The following is a 16443-nucleotide window of genomic DNA, read 5'->3' as shown; positions in this document are numbered from 1 at the left end:
TTAGCGCGCGGGTCCATACCCCGGATTCCATTCGTGTACGATTTCGGACAGTTCGCCGCGCGGCCGTTCCTCGAGATCGCGCCCCGGCGAGCCGATGAAGACGAAGCCGGCGATCCGCTGCGGCGGCGGGCCGAACAGGTCGCGAACCGCGTCCGAATAGGCCGCCCAGCCGGTCAGCCAGCCGCCGACGAAACCCATAGCGTGCACCGCATGGAGCAGGTTCATGCACGCCGCACCGGCCGACAGCTCCTGCTCCCAGAGCGCGATCTTGTGCGGGATCACCGGCGCCGAGAGCACCACCACCAATGCCGGCGCCTGCAGGACGAACTGCATCGTCGCCTCTTCGTCGCGCGCGGTGCAATCGGCCTTCTCGACCCGCTGGATCTCGACCAGCCGCTGCGCCAGCGCCTGGCGCGCTTCGTCGGGGACGATGACGAAGCGCCACGGCGCGAGCTTGCCGTGATCGGGCGTCCGCGCCGCGATCGCGGCCATGTCGTGGAGTTGCGCGGGGGTCGGTCCCGGCGCGACCATGTCGCGCGGCTTGCCCGAACGGCGGGTCTGGAGAAAGGCGAGGGGCGTGGAGCGATCGTTGAACATGGCGCGCATCTAGGGTGCCACCTGCGCCGCCGCAAATGGCGACGCGCGCGTGGGCGATCGACGTTGCGCGCGGCGTGCGCGGGGCAACTGGTAACGTTCGCAACAACCGGGCTTCACAGCCGGTGATTCGCCGCTAGTCTGCGCGGCATTTCCCCTTGTGGGCACACGGAAATTTCAAAAGGACATACGGGCGCATGGCATCCACAGCTGCAGGCGGGGGCGTACCCGCGACGGCGAAGACATTTCTCGGCCATCCGCGCGGCCTGTTCATGCTGTTCTTCGCCGAGATGTGGGAGCGCTTCTCCTTCTACGGCATGCGCGCCATCCTGGTTTTCTATCTGACCAAGCACTTCCTGTTCGCCAAGGATCCCGCCTATGCGATCTACGGCGCCTACACCTCGATGGTGTACATCACCCCGGTGATCGGCGGCTATCTCGCCGACAAATATCTCGGCGCCAGAAAGGCGGTGCTCGCCGGCGGCCTGTTCATCGCGGCGGGTCATTTGCTGATCGCGCTGGTCGAGGGGCCGCAGGGCCAGCAGGACTGGCATCTCAACGGCTTCTATCTCGGCCTCGCCTTCATCATCGTCGGCACCGGCTTCCTCAAGGCCAATATCTCGGTGCTGGTCGGCCAGCTCTACCGCCGCGACGACGTGCGCCGCGACGGCGCCTTCTCGATCTTCTACATGGGCATCAATCTCGGCGCGTTCGTCGGGCCGCTTCTCGTCGGCTATCTCGGGGAACGGGTGGGCTGGTCATGGGGCTTCGGCGCCGCCGGCATCGGCATGCTGCTGGGCCTCGTCGTCTTCGTGCTGCTCCGCCACGAGCTGCACGACGCCGGCATGCCCAACGATCCGGCGCTGCTCGCCCAGCGCACGCCGATCGGGCTCTCGCGCGAATGGCTGATCTATCTCGGCTCGCTCGCCGGCGTGCTCGTCTCGTGGTGGCTGATCCGCGACGAGAGCCTCGTCGGCACGCTGCTGCTCGCCTGCTTCGGGATCACCTTCCTCTATATCTTCTACCGTTCGCTGTTCACCCTGCCCAAGGTCGAGCGCAACCGCGTCTTCGCCGCGCTCTATCTGATCCTGCTCTGCCCGCTGTTCTGGGCGCTGTTCGAGCAGACCGGCTCGTCGCTCAACGTCTTCACCGACGAGCGCGTCGACCGCCACCTTCTCGGCTGGGAAATGCCGGCCTCGTGGTTCCAGTCGGTCAACAGCTTCTGGATCATCACCCTCGCGCCGCTGTTCGGGATGCTCTGGGTCTGGCTCGGCAAGCGCGGGCTCGAGCCGAGCGCGCCGCTTAAGTTCGCGCTCGGCCTGCTCCAGGTGGGTCTGGGCTTCATCGTGCTCGTCTGGGGCGCGGGCCGCGGCGACGCGCTCACCCCGATGAGCTTCATCATCCTGCTCTATCTGCTCCATTCCACCGCCGAGCTGTGCTTCTCGCCGGTGGGGCTTTCGAGCATGACCCGGCTGTCGGTCCGCTCGATGGTCGGGCTGATGATGGGCACCTGGTTCCTCGGCACCGCGGCGGGCAATTTCCTCGCCGCGCAAATCGCCAAGGCGACCGAGGGCGCCAATCCCGATCAGGTGCTCGACGTCTACAACTGGATCGGCTGGGGCACGGTGCTGATCGGCGTGGTGTCGATTCCGGTGAGCTGGCTGATCACCAAATTGATGCACCTCGATACGATCGGCACCGACGAGGTCGGACACGGGCTCGCCGGCGAGAAGCAGCTCGCCGAGCCGGCGGCGCCGGGCACGCGCACCGCGAACGAGCAGATCTGATGGAGCGCGTGGCGGAAGGGGGCTGCCGGTGCGGCGCGGTGCGCTATCGCGTCACCGGCGAACCCGCCGCCACCTCGCATTGCCATTGCAGCGACTGTCGCCGCATGACCGGCGCGCCGACGCTCGCCTGGGCGATCTTTCCGGAGGACAGGGTGGCGATCGTCGCCGGTGCCCCGACGATCCACGAGACCTCGCCGGGAGTCGAATGGGGTTTCTGCGCAAACTGCGGCAGCACGCTCACCTATCGCCGCGCGAGCCGGCCGGGGCTGCACGATGTGACCACCGCGACGCTCGACGATCCCGAGCTGTTCCCGCCCCAGAAGGAGATCTGGACCGGCGAGCGGCTGTCGTGGATCCGCTCGAACCCCGAGGTCCCGCATTTCCCGCGGACCGCCGTGGGCTAGATACGAAAAGGGGGAGCGTCACCGCTCCCCCTCTTTGTCTTCAGCAATCAGCGATTGCTTCAGGCGGCCTTGCGGCGCTGCGCAATGAAGAGCGCGATCAGCGAGAACATCGGGCGATCCTTTTGGGAAGACTGTGCTGCAATGCAGCATAGACGCCATTTGGTGCGCAGCGGTGTTTTCGGCAAATGCAATGATTCCGGGCGCAAGTTGCAGAAATTGCAACTGCGCTTCGGTCACCCCACCCGGTTCGCCACCAGATCGTCGACAACCGCGGGATCGGCGAGCGTGCTGGTGTCGCCGAGGCTCGACACGTCGCCCTCGGCGATCTTGCGCAGGATGCGCCGCATGATCTTGCCCGAACGGGTCTTGGGCAGGCCGGGGGCGAACTGGAGCGCATCGGGGGTGGCGATCGGGCCGATCTCGGTCCGCACCCAGTCCCGCAGCTCCTTGCGCAGTTCCTCGCTCGCCGCGCAGCCGGCGTTGAGCGTGACATAGGCGTAGATGCCCTGCCCCTTGATGTCGTGCGGCATGCCGACCACCGCCGCCTCGGCGACCTTGGGGTGCAGCACCAGCGCGCTCTCGACCTCGGCGGTGCCCATGCGATGTCCGGAGACATTGATCACGTCGTCGACCCGCCCGGTGATCCAGTAATAGCCGTCCTCGTCGCGGCGGCAGCCGTCGCCGGTGAAATATTTGCCCTTATAAGTGGTGAAATAGGTCTGGAAGAAGCGCGCATGATCGCCCCAGACGGTGCGCATCTGCCCCGGCCAGCTGCGCGCGATGCACAAATTGCCCTCGGTTGGGCCATGCAGGACATTGCCCTCGGCATCGACGATCTGCGGATCGACGCCCGGCAGCGGCAGCGTTGCCGAGCCCGGCTTGAGCGCGGTCGCGCCGGGCAGCGGGCTGATCATCTGGCCGCCGGTCTCGGTCTGCCACCAGGTGTCGACGATCGGGCAGCGCCCCTCGCCGACCACGTCGTGATACCAGCGCCACGCCTCGGGGTTGATCGGCTCGCCGACCGTGCCGAGCAGCCGCAGCGACTGCCGCGAGGTCGATTTCACATGGTCGTCGCCCTCGCGCATCAGCGCGCGCAGCGCGGTCGGCGCGGTGTAGAGGATCTCGACGCGGTGCCGGTCGACGACCTGCCAGATGCGCGAGGCGTCGGGCCAATTGGGCACGCCCTCGAACATCAGCGTCGTCGCACCGTTCGCCAGCGGCCCATAGACGATATAGCTGTGCCCGGTGACCCAGCCGATATCGGCGGCGCACCAATAAACCTGCCCGGGGCGGTAATCGAAGACGAGCTCGTGCGTGTAGCTGGCCCAGAGCAGATAGCCCGCGCTGGTGTGGAGCACGCCCTTGGGCTTGCCGGTCGAGCCCGAGGTGTAGAGGATGAACAGCGGGTCCTCGGCGCCCATCGGCTCGGCGGGGCATTCGACCGAAACCTGCGCCGCGGCTTCGTGATACCAGAGGTCACGCCCGGGTTGCATCGCGATCTCGCCGCCGGTGGCACGAACCACGATCACCTTCCGGAGCGCCGGTGCGTGCTTCGCCGCGGCATCGACATTGGCCTTGAGCGGCACGCGCTTGCCGCCGCGCCGGCCCTCGTCGGCGGTGATGCAGAAGGCGCTGTCGCAATCGGTGATCCGACCGGCGAGCGCTTCGGGCGAGAAGCCGCCGAACACCACCGAATGGACCGCGCCGATCCGCGCACAGGCGAGCAGCGCGAACGCCGCCTCGGGGATCATCGGCATGTAGATGGTGACGCGGTCGCCCTTCTGGACCCCCTCGGCCTTCAGCACATTGGCGAAGCGGCAGACTTCCTGATGAAGCTGGCGATAAGTGAAGCGGCGCGGCTCCTCGCTCGGCTCGTCGGGCTCCCAGAGGATGGCGATATCGTCGCCGCGGCTGGCGAGGTGACGGTCGATGCAGTTGGCCGCGACGTTGAGCTTGCCGTCGGCGAACCAGCTGATGTGGAAATCCTCCTCGTCGAACGACCAGTCGCCGGCGAGCTCGGGGCGGCGAATCCAGTCGAGCCGGCGCGCCTGCTCGAGCCAGAAGCTGCCCGGATCGGCGATGCTGCGCCCGTAGAGCTTCTCGTATCCGGCCGCATCGACGCGCGCGCCGCCCGCCCATGCTTCGGATACCGGGTACAGATTCTCGGACATCAGCCTCTCCCTCGCGGGAGCGTTTAGGTCGGGCGACGGAGGATGCGCAAGCGCCTGCGGCTATCGCGCGGGGGCGAGATCTCCGGAAACGCGCTCGAACTCGCCGCGGTGCGTCTCGACCAGCCTGGGGCTGCCCGGAAAGCCGGAGAAGTGGCAGCGGACATAATGCGTCCGCCCGGCTTCGACTTCGACCGCGACTGCGCGCCTGAGCTTGTCCGAAGCCGCGAAGCGATGCGTGCCCGGATCGACCTCCGTCGCGAAGTATCGACCGCCGCCCAGCGCCGCCAACCGGACCGGGCCGCCGGCCGCTTCGGCAAAGAGCGGGCAGTCGCGCAGCGCATAGTAGAAGCCGCCGGTACGATAGAAGAGCACGCGCCCCTTGCCGGTGGCCGGCGCGGCCTCCTGCGCGCCCTGCCCGCTCGCCACCAGCAGCATCGCGAGAAGGCCGGCGCGCAGCATCGGCTAGCGGACCGAGAAGTCGAAGATGCGTGCGGTCAGCGCGCCCCCGCCGCCGCCGCCGTTGATCGAATAGATGAAACCATATTCGCCCGCGGCCAGCGGCGCGGTGGGGGTCACTTTGAACACGCCCGGCCGAACCATCTCGTAGTTGAAGCCGAGCCGGTCCTTGTCCATCACGCCGGTCTTCGCGCCGCCGATGTTGACGCTCCCGACGCGCGCCTCGCGGCGGCCCTTTTTCCGGCTCAGCTTGATCAGGGTCATCTCGTTCGGCGAGACGATCGTCGCCGCGGTGCCCGCCGTCCACGCGCCCGTTCCGACACCGTTGGATTCGTCGAAGAAGAAATAGAAATGCGGTGTCGCGGTCTGCGAGGCGACACGGGCCGTCTCGTTCTGGATCGACGCCTTGACGCTCATCGAGGCGATGCCGCCGGTCAGCGCGTAGCCGAACATGCCCCCCGTCTTGGCCTGGTTCGAGACGGTCGCGTCGATGCGCGTCATCTTGCCCCCCGATGGATCGTCGACGAGCATGTAGAGGCCCGCGGGATGCGGCCGCATCGGGTCCGGCGAATCCATCGACAGGGTCACGGGCGCGGGCTGCCCCGCTCCGGTCGCAGTGAGCATCGCCGCGACCACCGGTCCGCTCACGCCGCGCTGCTTGAGCGCGATCATCTGCTCGGTCGAGAGATCGAAAGCGACTTCGGACGACTTGATCTTCGCGATGATCGCTTCATCGCCGAGCCCCGCCGCGCTCAGCGCGACGACCGAATCGTTGGTCAGCTTGTCTTCGAGAAGTGGCGCGCCGGCCAACGCCAGCGCGGCAAGAAAATGCCCCAGTTCCATAATACCCCCCCTGCGCCGGCCCGCCCCCGCAGGCTCGACGGGGACAGTCTGCCCGATCTCTCAGGTCCGATCAACGGCACGCTCGGGGTGCCCCTGCGACAAACTGCGACAAAATTTCGATGGAACCGATCGGTATCGCGGACCATCTTGCCCGCTATGGCCCGACGCCCGCTTGTCCTGACGCTCGCCGTAGCCCTGCCGCTTGCCGCGTGCGCCGCGGGGCCCGACTACCGCCCGCGCACCGCGCCCGAGCTCGGCGTGCCCGATGGCTATTCGGTGCCCGTCGACCAGCGCGCCCGCGAGGACCTGACGCGCTGGTGGGAGAAATTCGACGATCCGCAGCTCGCGTCGCTGGTCCAGCGCGCGCAGGCGGCTAATCTCGACATCGCGCAGGCGGTCACCCGGCTGCGCCAGGCGCGCGAATCCCTCGTCCAGCAACGCGCCTCGCTGTTGCCGAGCGTCAGCGCCTCGGCGGGCGCCTCGCGCAGCGAATCGCTGCGCGGCGGCACGACCACCACGACGCTGCCCGATGGCAGCGTCACCTCCTTCTCGACCGGCGGGCGCAACAGCTTCTCGCTCGGCGCCGACGCGAACTATCAGGTCGATCTGTTCGGCGGGGTGCGCCGCGGCGTCGAATCGGCGCGCGCAGATTATCAGGCCGCGGGTTTCGACTATGCGACGGTGCTGATCTCGATCGAGGCAGAGACCGCGCGCAACTATGTCCTCGCGCGCTCCGCGCAGGCGCAGCTGGCCAATGCCCGCGAGGCGCTGGCGCTGCAGGACGACGATCTCCAGATCGCGCAATGGCGCGTCCAGGCGGGACTGGTCTCGTCGCTCGATCAGGAGCAGGCGCGTGCGCAGCGTGCCCAGACGGCGGCCGGCATCCCCTCGCTCGAGGCGAGCTACAACGGCTTCGTCTCGCGGCTCGGCGTGCTGACCGGCCAGGCACCGGGTGCGCTCAAGGGCGAGCTCGAGGCGGTCAGGCCGATCCCCAGGGGCCCCGGTCAGGTTGCCGCGGGCATCCCCGCCGAGGCGCTGCGCCAGCGTCCCGACATCCGCGCTGCCGAACGCAACCTCGCCTCGGCGACCGCGCGGATCGGCGTCGCGGAGGCGCAACTCTATCCCTCGCTGGCGATCGGCGGCAGCATCGACGCAGGCAGCAGCGCGCTCAGCTCGATCTTTGACGTGATCACCGGCCGCCTGTTCGCGAACATCGCCCAGACGATCTTCGACGCCGGGCGCACGCGCAGCCAGGTCCGCTCGGCGCAGGCCGCGGCGGACGGCGCCTTCCTCGCGTACAAACAGACTGTGCTGACCTCGCTCGAGGACATCGAGAACGCGGTGGTCGCGCTCGATTCGGCGCGGCGGCGCGAGGCCGAGTTCCGCATCGCGCTCGAGGCCGCGAACAACCAGGCGATCCTCGCGCGGATGCAATATCGCTCGGGCCTCACCGACTATACCACGCTCAACCAGGCCCAGAACGCGCTGCTTTCGGCACGCAACGGCGTGGTCAATGCGCAATCCGATCAATCGACCGCGCTGATCCAGCTCTATCTGTCGCTCGGCGGCGGCTGGGACAGCAACGTCACTCCCGAGGCCCCGGCGCGGACCTCATCGACCACAGGCGGCACCGCGGATGGCAACTGATCCCAGCAAGAATCTCGACGATTTCCTCGGCACGCCGGCGCGGCCGTGGTGGCGGCGCTGGCTCAAATGGATCATCATCGGCGCGGTCGTTCTGATCGCCGTGCTGGCGCTGTCGCGCTTCTTCTTCGGCGCCGCGACCACGCCGCAATATGCCACCGAAGAGGCGGCGCGCGGCAATCTGACGGTCACCGTCTCGGCGACGGGCAAGCTCGCGCCGACCAATCAGGTGCAGGTCGGCTCCGAGCTTTCGGGCCTCGTCGAGACCGTCACCGTCGACGTCAACGACCGCGTCGTGAAGGGCCAGCCGCTCGCGGTGCTCGACACCTCGCGGCTCGACGATTCGATCGCGCAGAGCCAGGCCGCGCTCAACGCCAATCTCGCCCAGGTCGCGCAGGCGCAGGCGACCGTCAGCGAATCGCGCGCGCAGCTGGCGCGGCTCGAAGAAGTCAGCCGGCTGTCGGGCGGGCGCGTTCCCGCCAAGGTCGAGATGGAGCAGGCGCGGGCCGCCGCCGCGCGCGCGGTCGCGGCGCAAAAGGTCGCCGAGGCCAATGTCGTCTCCGCGCGCGCCGCGCTGTCGTCGAACCAGACCCAGCGCTTCAAGGCCGTGATCCGCTCGCCGGTGAACGGCGTGGTGCTCGCGCGCCAGATCGATGCCGGCCAGACCGTCGCCGCCTCGTTCAACACCCCGACGCTGTTCGTGATCGCCGAGGATCTCTCGGCGATGGAGCTGCAGGTCGCGATCGACGAGGCCGATGTCGGCTCGGTCAAGGACGGCCAGCTCGCCAGCTTCACCGTCGATGCGTTTCCCGGCAAGACTTTCCCCGCGACGATCACGCGCGTCGATCTCGGCTCGAACCTCTCGGCGCAGTCGAGCACGACGAGCACGGCGAGCACCACCCAGTCGCAGGTCGTCTCCTATGCCGCGACGCTGAGCGTCGCCAATGCCGACCAGCAATTGCGCCCGGGCATGACCGCGACCGCCGAGATCATCACCCGCGCCAAGCCCAACGTCCTGCTCGTGCCCAATGCGGCGCTTCGCTTCCGCCCCGGCGCGGCGAACGGCCAGGCCGCGAGCGGCGGCCAGGGCGGCATCGCCGGCGCGCTGGTCCCGCGCGGCCGCCGCGGCGGCAACAACGCCGCGCAGAAATCGGCAACGATGAGCCGCGGCGCGCAGCAGACCGTCTATGTCCTCGGCGAGGACGGCCAGCCCAAGCCGGTTCAGGTCACCACCGGAGACACCAACGGCACGGTTACCGAGGTCACCGGCGGCGATCTCAAGCCGGGGATGAAGGTGATCACCGGTCAGCTGACCGCCGAAGGCGGCAGTCAGCGTCGCCAGGGCGGCCAGCGTCGGCAGGGTGGCAGCGGGCAAGGCGGCGCGCAGGGTGGCGCGGGAGGCCAGCGTGGCGGACAGTGACCCGCCGATCATCCGGCTGCGCGGAGTCACCAAGGTCTATGGCGAGGGCCCGACGGCGTTTCAGGCGCTGAAGGGAGTCGATCTCGACATCGCCGCCGGCGATTTCGTCGCGGTGATGGGCCCCTCGGGCTCGGGCAAGTCGACGACGATGAACATCCTCGGCTGCCTCGACGTGCCCACCGGCGGGCAATTCCTGTTCAAGGGCGTGCATGTCGAGCGGCTCGACCGCGATCAACGCGCGCTGCTGCGCCGCAAATATCTCGGCTTCGTGTTTCAGGGGTTCAATCTGCTCGCGCGCACCTCGGCGCTGGAGAATGTCGAGCTGCCGCTGCTCTATCGCGGCGATCCGCGGAAACAGCGGCGCGAGGCGGCGATGGAGGCGCTCGACAAGGTCGGGCTCAAGGATTGGTGGGACCATACCCCCGGCGAGCTCTCGGGCGGCCAGCAGCAGCGCGTCGCGATCGCCCGCGCGATCGTCACCAATCCCGACGTGCTCCTCGCCGACGAGCCTACCGGCAATCTCGATTCGGAGCGTTCGATCGAGATCATGGAATTCCTGACCGAGCTCAACAAGACCAGCGGGATCACCGTGCTGATGGTGACGCACGAGCCCGACATGGCGGCGTTCGCGCACACGATCGTCCATTTCAAGGACGGGCTGGTCGAGCGAATCGAGGCCGGGCACAAATCGGGCGAGGCGGTGGCGTAGCATGTTCGGCACCACCTTCATGCTCGCGATCCGATCGATCTTCCGCCACAAGCTGCGATCGTTCCTGACCACGCTCGGCATCATCATCGGCGTCGCCGCGGTGGTGGCGATGGTGACGCTGGGCAAGGCGACGACCAAGGCGGCGCAGGCGCAGGTCGCCAGCCTCGGCACCAACGTGCTCCAGATCCGCCCGGGCCAAGGCTTCGGCCGCGGCGGCGGCGGCCCCCGCCCGCCCGACTTCAAGGAAGCCGATGTCGAGGCGATCGCCCGGCAGGTCGCCGGCGTGAAGGCGGTGGCGCCGCAGGCCCAGTCGACCGCGACGGTGATCTATCAGGGCGCCAATTGGTCGACGACGATCAACGGCACCACCAACGCCTTCTTCCAGGTCCAGCCCTGGCCGCTCGTCTCGGGACGGACCTTCTCGCGCAACGAGGAGCAGGCGGGCAACGCCGTATGCATCATCGGCAACACGATCCGCACCAACCTGTTCCGCGGCGGCGAGGCGGTGGGCGACCGGATCCGCGTCAACGGCGTCTCGTGCGACGTCATCGGCGTGCTGTCGACCCGCGGCCAGGGCGGGTTCGGCGATCAGGACGATGTGATCATCATGCCGATCAAGCAGGTCCAGCGCCGCTTCACCGGCAATCGCGACATCCGGCTGATGATGGTCGGAGTCGACCCCGCCTATGATTCGGCGCAGGTCCAGGAATCGATCAAGCAGGTGCTGCGCGAGCGCCGCCGCATCACCGGCGGCAAGGAAGACGATTTCAACATCTTCGACACCGCCCAGATCAGCCAGACGCTCACCGGCATCACCACCCTGCTCACCCAGATCGTCACCGCGGTGGCGGCGATCAGCCTCGTCGTCGGCGGCATCGGGATCATGAACATCATGCTCGTCTCGGTGACCGAGCGGACGCGCGAGATCGGCATCCGCCTCGCGATCGGCGCGGTGGCCAGCGAAGTGCTGCTGCAGTTTCTGATGGAGGCGGTGGTGCTCTCCTGCCTCGGCGGGCTGGTCGGGCTGGTCGTCGCGCAGCTCGTCGTGATCGGGCTGGCGCCGCTGATGCAGGTCGAATTCCTGTTCGAGCCGCAGATCAACGTGATCGCCTTCCTCGTCTCGGCGCTGATCGGCGTGGTGTTCGGCTATTTCCCCGCGCAACGCGCCGCCGGCCTCAACCCGATCGACGCGCTTCGGCACGAATAGCGATCGCGCCGCGCGCGGCGGTTACTTCCCGTCGGTCTCCAGCCCGTAGAGATGGCGCAGCTCCTCGAGATCGGCGCGGGTATCGACATCGACCAGCTCGGCGGGGCTGGTCACGACATGGTGGCCGTGGCGGATCAGCTGGCGCGCGCCTTCGTCGCCGTCGAGATCGAGCAGATCGTCGAACATGCCCTTGCCAAACAGCGCCGGCGGCCGCGGCTGAACCCCGTCGCTCGACGCCACGATCGTCTCCGCCCCGTCGGCCGCATCGAACATCCGATAGACGTGCGCCGCTGTGACCCGGGGCATGTCGGCGAGCGCGACCAGCACCGCCTCGGCGCCCGCCTGCTTCGCCACGCTCACCCCGTGGCAGAGCGAACGCGCCTGGCCGCGCGACGGATCGGGATTCTCCTCGACCTGATAGCCGAGCGCCGCGAAATCGAGCCGAGTGTCCGAGACCACCGCGATCCGGGTCAGGAAGGGGATTTTCGCGAGCGCAGTGACGACGTGATAGGCGAGCGGCTTGTCCAGAAACGGCTCGCTGAGCTTGTCGCCCTCGAAACGGCGCGAACGCCCCGCAGCGAGCAGCACCAGCGCGGTATTTTCAGGCGTCAGCATGGAAACTCCTCACCATCGCAGCCGCGATCGAAAGCGCGATCTCGGCGGGGCCGATCGCGCCGATATCCAGCCCGGCGGGCCCGTCGATCCGCGCCAGCGCCGCCTCCGCGACGCCTGCGACGCGCAGCCGCTCGAGCCGCGCGGCATGGCTTTTGCGCGATCCCAGCGCCGCGACATAGCCGGTCGGATGCGCGAGCGCAGCGGTCAGCGCGGCATCGTCGATCTTGGGATCATGGCTGAGCGTCACCACGGCGGTGGCGGGATCGGGACGCAGCGCGGTCACCGCTTCGTCGGGCCAGCGATCGTCGAGCACAACGCCGGGGAAACGCGCTTCGGTGAGAAACCGTCCGCGCGGATCGATGACGTGGGTGACGATCCCAAGTTCGCGCGCGAGCCCGGCGAGACGCTGCGCGATCTGCACGGCGCCGACGATCAGCAGCCGCCGCGGCGGATCGTAGCGATTGACGAACTCCCCCTGCGAACCGGCGGCGCTTCGGCCGCTCGCGAGATCGCTGGCGACGTCGAAAGAACGTCCTTCCGCCTGCGCCGTCGCGATCGCGTCGAACAGCCGCGGATCGAAACCCCCGGTCGAGACCTGCTGGACGAGCACCGCGATCTCGCCGCCGCAGGGCAGCCCGACTTCCCATGCCGCCGGATCGGCGACGCCATAGGTCTTCACCACCGCGGGCGCCCCGGCGATAACGTCGGCTGCGGTGGCGAGGATGTCGGTCTCGACGCAGCCGCCCGACACCGACCCCTCGAACCGCCCGTCTTCATGGACCAGCATATGGCTTCCGCGCGGCCGCGGCGCCGAACCCCAGGTCGAGACGACCGTGGCGAGCGCCATCGGCGCGCCTGCCCAGCTCCGCGCCGCCGCCAGCACGCTGTCATTATCCGCCAAGCCTCGCCTCGCTTCCGTCACATCTGCGAGATAACGCCTAGCCCGTGAGAGGTTCCGTGACGAGATCGTTGGCAATCGCGGCGTTGCTGCTGGCGCAGGGCTGCGTGGGCGTGCAGGAGAGCAGCATGGCCGTTCGATCCGCCCCATCGCCCATCGTCATTGCGCATCGCGGTGCCAGCGGCGAACGCCCGGAGCATACGCTGCTCTCCTATCGGCTCGCGATCGAGCAGGGCGCCGATTTCATCGAGCCCGATCTGGTGCCGACCAAAGACGGCGTGCTCGTCGCGCGCCACGAGAACGAGATTTCGGGTACCACCGATGTGGCGAACCACGCCGAATTCGTCGCGCGCAAGACGACCAAGACGATCGACGGGGCGGCGGTGACCGGCTGGTTCACCGAGGACTTCACCCTCGCCGAGCTGAAGACGCTTCGCGCACGCGAGCGCTTGCCCCAGCTCCGCCCCGGCAATACGCGGTTCGACGGGCAGGCCGAGATCCCGACCCTCGACGAGATTATCGCGCTCGCGAAACAGGCGTCGCGCGAGACCGGCCGCACCATCGGCATCTATCCCGAGACCAAGCACCCCGGCTATTTCGCCTCGATCGGCCTGCCGCTCGAGGCGCGGCTGGTCGCAAAGCTGCACGCGGCGGGCTGGGACCGCGCCGATGCGCCGGTGTTCATCCAGTCGTTCGAAGTCGCCAATCTCAAGGCGCTCAACAGCATGACCCGCGTTCCGCTCATTCAGCTGATGAGCGCGAGCGGCCGCCCTGCCGACGGCGCCGAGCCCAGCTATGCGGCGATGGCGACTCCCGAGGGCCTGAAGCGCGTCGCCGCCTACGCCACGGGCATCGGCCCCGAGCGGACGATGATCGTCCCGCCTTCGGGCGCCGCGACCAGCCTCGTCGCCGACGCGCATGCGGTGGGCCTGAAAGTCCACCCCTGGACCTTCCGCGCCGAGAATTTCTTCCTCCTGCCGGCCTATCGATCCGGCGGCGCTCCCGGCGACCATGGTCGGCTCGCCGAAGAAATCGCGTATTTCATCGGACTTGGTATCGACGGATTCTTCAGCGATTACCCATATATAGGCGTATCCGCGCGCGATGCTTCGGCTTCGCCTGCCCATCGAAAGTGAAGTTCATGCGCAAGTTGCTCGTTCCGATCGTCGCCATGCTGCCGCTGCTGTCTGGCGGCTGCATCGCCAAGACCGCGTGGGACGTCGCCACGCTGCCGGTCAAGGCAGGCGCGCAGGCGGTCGACTGGACCACGACCAGCCAGGAAGAATCGGACCGCAACTACGGCAAGAAGATGCGCGAGAAGGAAGCGCGCGAGGGCAAGGAGCGCCGCAAGCGCGAGAAGGAGTGCCGCAAGCACCCCGAGAGCTGCCAGCAATCCTATGACGGCTATCGCGCCTCGGATCCCGACTGACCGCCGAGCGTCTGCGCCACGGCGCGGAGCACTTCGGGCCGCATCTGCACGAACAAGTGACTGCTGCTGATCTCGATCGCGCGGCCGGGTGAGCCTTCGGGCTCGCGACAGATCAGTCCGTTGACCAACCCGTCGTTGCGGCTCCAGATCGCGGTGGCCGGCACAGGCAGCGGCCTCGCCGCCTCCTTGAGCCGCGCGCTCACTGCCGGATCGTCGATCTTCTCCCCGGTCAGCCATTCGAACTGGCGCCAGACATTGGTGCAGGTCGGCGGGCCGGCAAAGGGCGAACTGATCGTGATCACCTCGCGTACCAGCTCGGGGTGCCGGTGCGCGGCGATCCGCGCCATGATCCCGCCGAGCGAGATGCCGATCAGCGTGACTTTCTCGCCGGTCTCTTCGTGCAGCGCGGCGATCCGCGCCATCAGCCGCTCGCCCTCGGGGCCGATCGCGCGCACGCCGAGGTTCCTCCCCAAATCCCAGCCCTCGGCGCGGTAGCCGAGGCGATTGAGATAGCGCCGCATCACGAAGTTCGACCGGTCCGAATTGACCAGCCCGGGCAGCAGGATCACCGGATGCCCGTCGCCGCGCGGCACGCCGTCGAGCGTCTTCCACTCGGCGATAAGCCGCCCCAGCCCCCATGCCGCGCGCGGCCATTCGGAAAGCAGCGCGAGCCGCGGCGGGGGTACATTCGCCGAATCCGGCGTTGCGAATTTCAAAGCCACCGCATCACTCCAAAGGGGAAGGGCGTCCAGGCGCCCATCCGCACCCCAGCGGCACGCAGGCCGCTCGCGGTCCATTCGTTGCAGGTCCTCAGCGCACTATAGCCGCCCCGCGCCGGATAGAACACATCATGCGCGCCATAGCCGCGGATCCGCGCCCCCGGCGCGAAGCCATTCCGAACATAGGCGACGAGCCGGGCATATTCCTCGGGCCGCAGCACCAGTCGTCGGATTTTCGCGCCGGGCTGCGGCGCCGGGGCCGCCGAGACGTGCAGTACTGTCACGCCCCTTCCCGCCAGCGCGCGCAGCACGCGGACCGGGTTCACGTCCCACCAGGTCGGAGTGTTGAGATAGAAATCGTGGTCGCCCCAGCCGAACATCCGCATCGGCTGCGCCCCCGCGTTTGGATCGGCGAAATGCTCCGGACGCACCATATCGGCGAAGTCGGCGGCGGGCAGCACCAGATCGGTGTGGATGCCGTTGTCCGCGACATAGATCGTCACGCCCTGCGCAGGCGGCTTCCAGTCCCGATTGACCGGGATCGCGCTTCCCACCAGCGCGGCGAGGAGATAGCATAGCAGCACCGCGCCGAGCCCGAGCAATAGCCTCAGCAGCCAGCGCCGCGCCCGTACGAGGCCGTTTCGTATCATTTGCAACAATGCTAAGCCGATTCCGATGAGCAAGGACACACACGTACTGGAGCGCCCGCCCGAAGGCGCGGCCGCCGACTGGACGATACCGCAGAACTGGCAGGCGTACAGCGCCGCGGAACATGCCACCTGGGACACGCTGTTCGAGCGTCAGGCGAAGCTGCTCCCCGGCCGCGCCTCCGAGGCCTATCTCAAGGGGCTCGACGCGCTGCGCCTCTCCGAATCGGGCATTCCCAATTTCGAGGAACTCTCCGAGCGGCTGCTGAAGCTCACCGGCTGGCAGGTCGTCGCGGTCCCCGGACTCGTCCCCGACGACGTGTTCTTCGATCACATGGCCAATCGCCGTTTCGTCGCGGGCAATTTCATCCGTCGTCCCGACCAGCTCGACTATCTGCAGGAGCCCGACGTCTTCCACGACGTCTTCGGCCATGTGCCGATGCTCGCCGATCCGGTGTTTGCCGACTATCTCGCCGCCTATGGCCGCGGCGGCGTCCGCGCGATGGAGCTGGGCGCGTTGAAGCAGCTCGGCCGGCTCTATTGGTACACCGTCGAGTTCGGGCTGGTGCAGGAGGCCGAGGGCCTGCGCATCTATGGCGCGGGCATCGTGTCGAGCTCGGCCGAGAGCCACTTCGCGCTCGACGATCCGAGCCCCAACCGGATCGGCTTCGATCTCGAGCGGGTGATGCGCACCGACTATCGGATCGACGATTTCCAGCAGAACTACTTCGTCATCCCGAGCTTCGAGGAACTGCTGCGGGTGACGATCGAGACCGATTTCGCGCCGCTCTATGAAAAGATACTGCCGCTGCCCGACATTCCCATCGCCGAGATCCTGCCGGGCGACGAAGTGATCACCCGCGGCACGCAGGCATATGCGCGATCGAAGGGCTGAGCGCC

At 68.0% G+C, this 16443-nt stretch carries 18 protein-coding genes; 9 read left to right on the top strand and 9 right to left on the bottom strand.

The annotated features are described in order from the left end of the window. Entirely contained in the window at positions 1-597 is a 597-nt protein-coding gene (locus E5A74_RS15490; protein WP_135986537.1) for a nitroreductase family protein, read from the bottom strand. Between the two features lie 194 nt (positions 598-791). Between E5A74_RS15490 and E5A74_RS15485 the strand changes: the two genes are divergently transcribed. Then, positions 792-2381, top strand: coding sequence for a peptide MFS transporter (locus E5A74_RS15485; protein ID WP_135986536.1), 1590 nt, complete (start codon positions 792-794; stop codon positions 2379-2381). After that, complete coding sequence (locus E5A74_RS15480) at positions 2381-2785, top strand: GFA family protein (RefSeq protein ID WP_135986535.1); 405 nt, start codon at positions 2381-2383, stop codon at positions 2783-2785. The genes E5A74_RS15485 and E5A74_RS15480 overlap by 1 nt, the downstream gene beginning before the upstream one ends. A gap of 18 nt (positions 2786-2803) precedes the next feature. Here the strand turns inward: E5A74_RS15480 and E5A74_RS15475 are convergent, their stop codons facing one another. Genes E5A74_RS15475 through E5A74_RS15460 form a run of 4 tightly spaced genes read right to left on the bottom strand, consistent with a single transcriptional unit; the run spans position 2804 to position 6255 of the window. Next, complete coding sequence (locus E5A74_RS15475) at positions 2804-3022, bottom strand: hypothetical protein (protein ID WP_135986534.1); 219 nt, start codon at positions 3020-3022, stop codon at positions 2804-2806. Beyond that, the gene (gene acs / locus E5A74_RS15470) at positions 3019-4956 is read right to left on the bottom strand and encodes an acetate--CoA ligase (protein ID WP_135986533.1); all 1938 of its coding nucleotides are present in this window, start codon (positions 4954-4956) and stop codon (positions 3019-3021) included. Before acs ends, E5A74_RS15475 begins: the two co-directional genes overlap by 4 nt. A gap of 60 nt (positions 4957-5016) precedes the next feature. Beyond that, positions 5017-5415: a hypothetical protein gene (locus E5A74_RS15465; protein ID WP_135986532.1), complete on the bottom strand. Its 399-nt coding sequence runs from the start codon at positions 5413-5415 to the stop codon at positions 5017-5019. 3 nt (positions 5416-5418) lie between these two features. Next, on the bottom strand, positions 5419-6255 hold the full coding sequence (locus E5A74_RS15460; RefSeq protein WP_135986531.1) for a hypothetical protein: 837 nt from the start codon (positions 6253-6255) through the stop codon (positions 5419-5421). A gap of 156 nt (positions 6256-6411) precedes the next feature. Between E5A74_RS15460 and E5A74_RS15455 the strand changes: the two genes are divergently transcribed. From E5A74_RS15455 to E5A74_RS15440, 4 genes are read left to right on the top strand one after another with little or no spacing between them, the layout of a single operon-like run. Beyond that, entirely contained in the window at positions 6412-7902 is a 1491-nt protein-coding gene (locus E5A74_RS15455) for an efflux transporter outer membrane subunit (RefSeq protein ID WP_135986530.1), read from the top strand. Then, positions 7892-9319: an efflux RND transporter periplasmic adaptor subunit gene (locus tag E5A74_RS15450; protein WP_135986529.1), complete on the top strand. Its 1428-nt coding sequence runs from the start codon at positions 7892-7894 to the stop codon at positions 9317-9319. Before E5A74_RS15455 ends, E5A74_RS15450 begins: the two co-directional genes overlap by 11 nt. Continuing rightward, positions 9306-10028: an ABC transporter ATP-binding protein gene (locus tag E5A74_RS15445; RefSeq protein ID WP_135986528.1), complete on the top strand. Its 723-nt coding sequence runs from the start codon at positions 9306-9308 to the stop codon at positions 10026-10028. Before E5A74_RS15450 ends, E5A74_RS15445 begins: the two co-directional genes overlap by 14 nt. A 1-nt stretch (position 10029) precedes the next feature. Beyond that, positions 10030-11235, top strand: coding sequence for an ABC transporter permease (locus E5A74_RS15440; RefSeq protein ID WP_135986527.1), 1206 nt, complete (start codon positions 10030-10032; stop codon positions 11233-11235). A gap of 21 nt (positions 11236-11256) precedes the next feature. On the opposite strand, the gene E5A74_RS15435 is transcribed toward E5A74_RS15440, so the two are convergent. Together E5A74_RS15435 and E5A74_RS15430 are read right to left on the bottom strand one after the other, a co-directional pair. After that, positions 11257-11850 carry a nucleotidyltransferase family protein gene (locus E5A74_RS15435; protein ID WP_135986526.1) on the bottom strand — a complete coding sequence of 198 codons (594 nt, stop codon included), beginning with the start codon at positions 11848-11850 and terminating at the stop codon, positions 11257-11259. Next, positions 11837-12751 (bottom strand): XdhC family protein, encoded by a 915-nt coding sequence (locus E5A74_RS15430; RefSeq protein ID WP_135986525.1) that lies wholly within the window; start codon positions 12749-12751, stop codon positions 11837-11839. The genes E5A74_RS15435 and E5A74_RS15430 overlap by 14 nt, the downstream gene beginning before the upstream one ends. Positions 12752-12876: 125 nt before the next feature. Here E5A74_RS15430 and E5A74_RS15425 point away from each other — a divergent pair, with 125 nt between their 5' ends. Together E5A74_RS15425 and E5A74_RS15420 are read left to right on the top strand one after the other, a co-directional pair. After that, entirely contained in the window at positions 12877-13884 is a 1008-nt protein-coding gene (locus tag E5A74_RS15425; protein WP_135986524.1) for a glycerophosphodiester phosphodiesterase, read from the top strand. 5 nt (positions 13885-13889) lie between these two features. Next, positions 13890-14177 (top strand): hypothetical protein, encoded by a 288-nt coding sequence (locus tag E5A74_RS15420; protein WP_135986523.1) that lies wholly within the window; start codon positions 13890-13892, stop codon positions 14175-14177. Here the strand turns inward: E5A74_RS15420 and E5A74_RS15415 are convergent. Together E5A74_RS15415 and E5A74_RS15410 are read right to left on the bottom strand one after the other, a co-directional pair. Further along, positions 14153-14899, bottom strand: coding sequence for an esterase/lipase family protein (locus E5A74_RS15415; RefSeq protein WP_240699838.1), 747 nt, complete (start codon positions 14897-14899; stop codon positions 14153-14155). The two genes, E5A74_RS15420 and E5A74_RS15415, sit on opposite strands and share 25 nt — an antisense overlap. Next, the gene (locus E5A74_RS15410) at positions 14890-15546 is read right to left on the bottom strand and encodes a TIGR02117 family protein (RefSeq protein ID WP_135986521.1); all 657 of its coding nucleotides are present in this window, start codon (positions 15544-15546) and stop codon (positions 14890-14892) included. The genes E5A74_RS15415 and E5A74_RS15410 overlap by 10 nt, the downstream gene beginning before the upstream one ends. A 25-nt stretch (positions 15547-15571) precedes the next feature. Between E5A74_RS15410 and phhA the strand changes: the two genes are divergently transcribed. Next, entirely contained in the window at positions 15572-16438 is an 867-nt protein-coding gene (phhA, locus tag E5A74_RS15405; protein WP_135986520.1) for a phenylalanine 4-monooxygenase, read from the top strand. Positions 16439-16443 lie beyond the last annotated feature (5 nt).

Origin of the sequence: Sphingomonas naasensis, from assembly GCF_004792695.1 — a bacterium.
Lineage (GTDB): Bacteria > Pseudomonadota > Alphaproteobacteria > Sphingomonadales > Sphingomonadaceae > Sphingomonas > Sphingomonas naasensis.
This window is presented reverse-complemented; position numbering and strand designations above follow the sequence as displayed.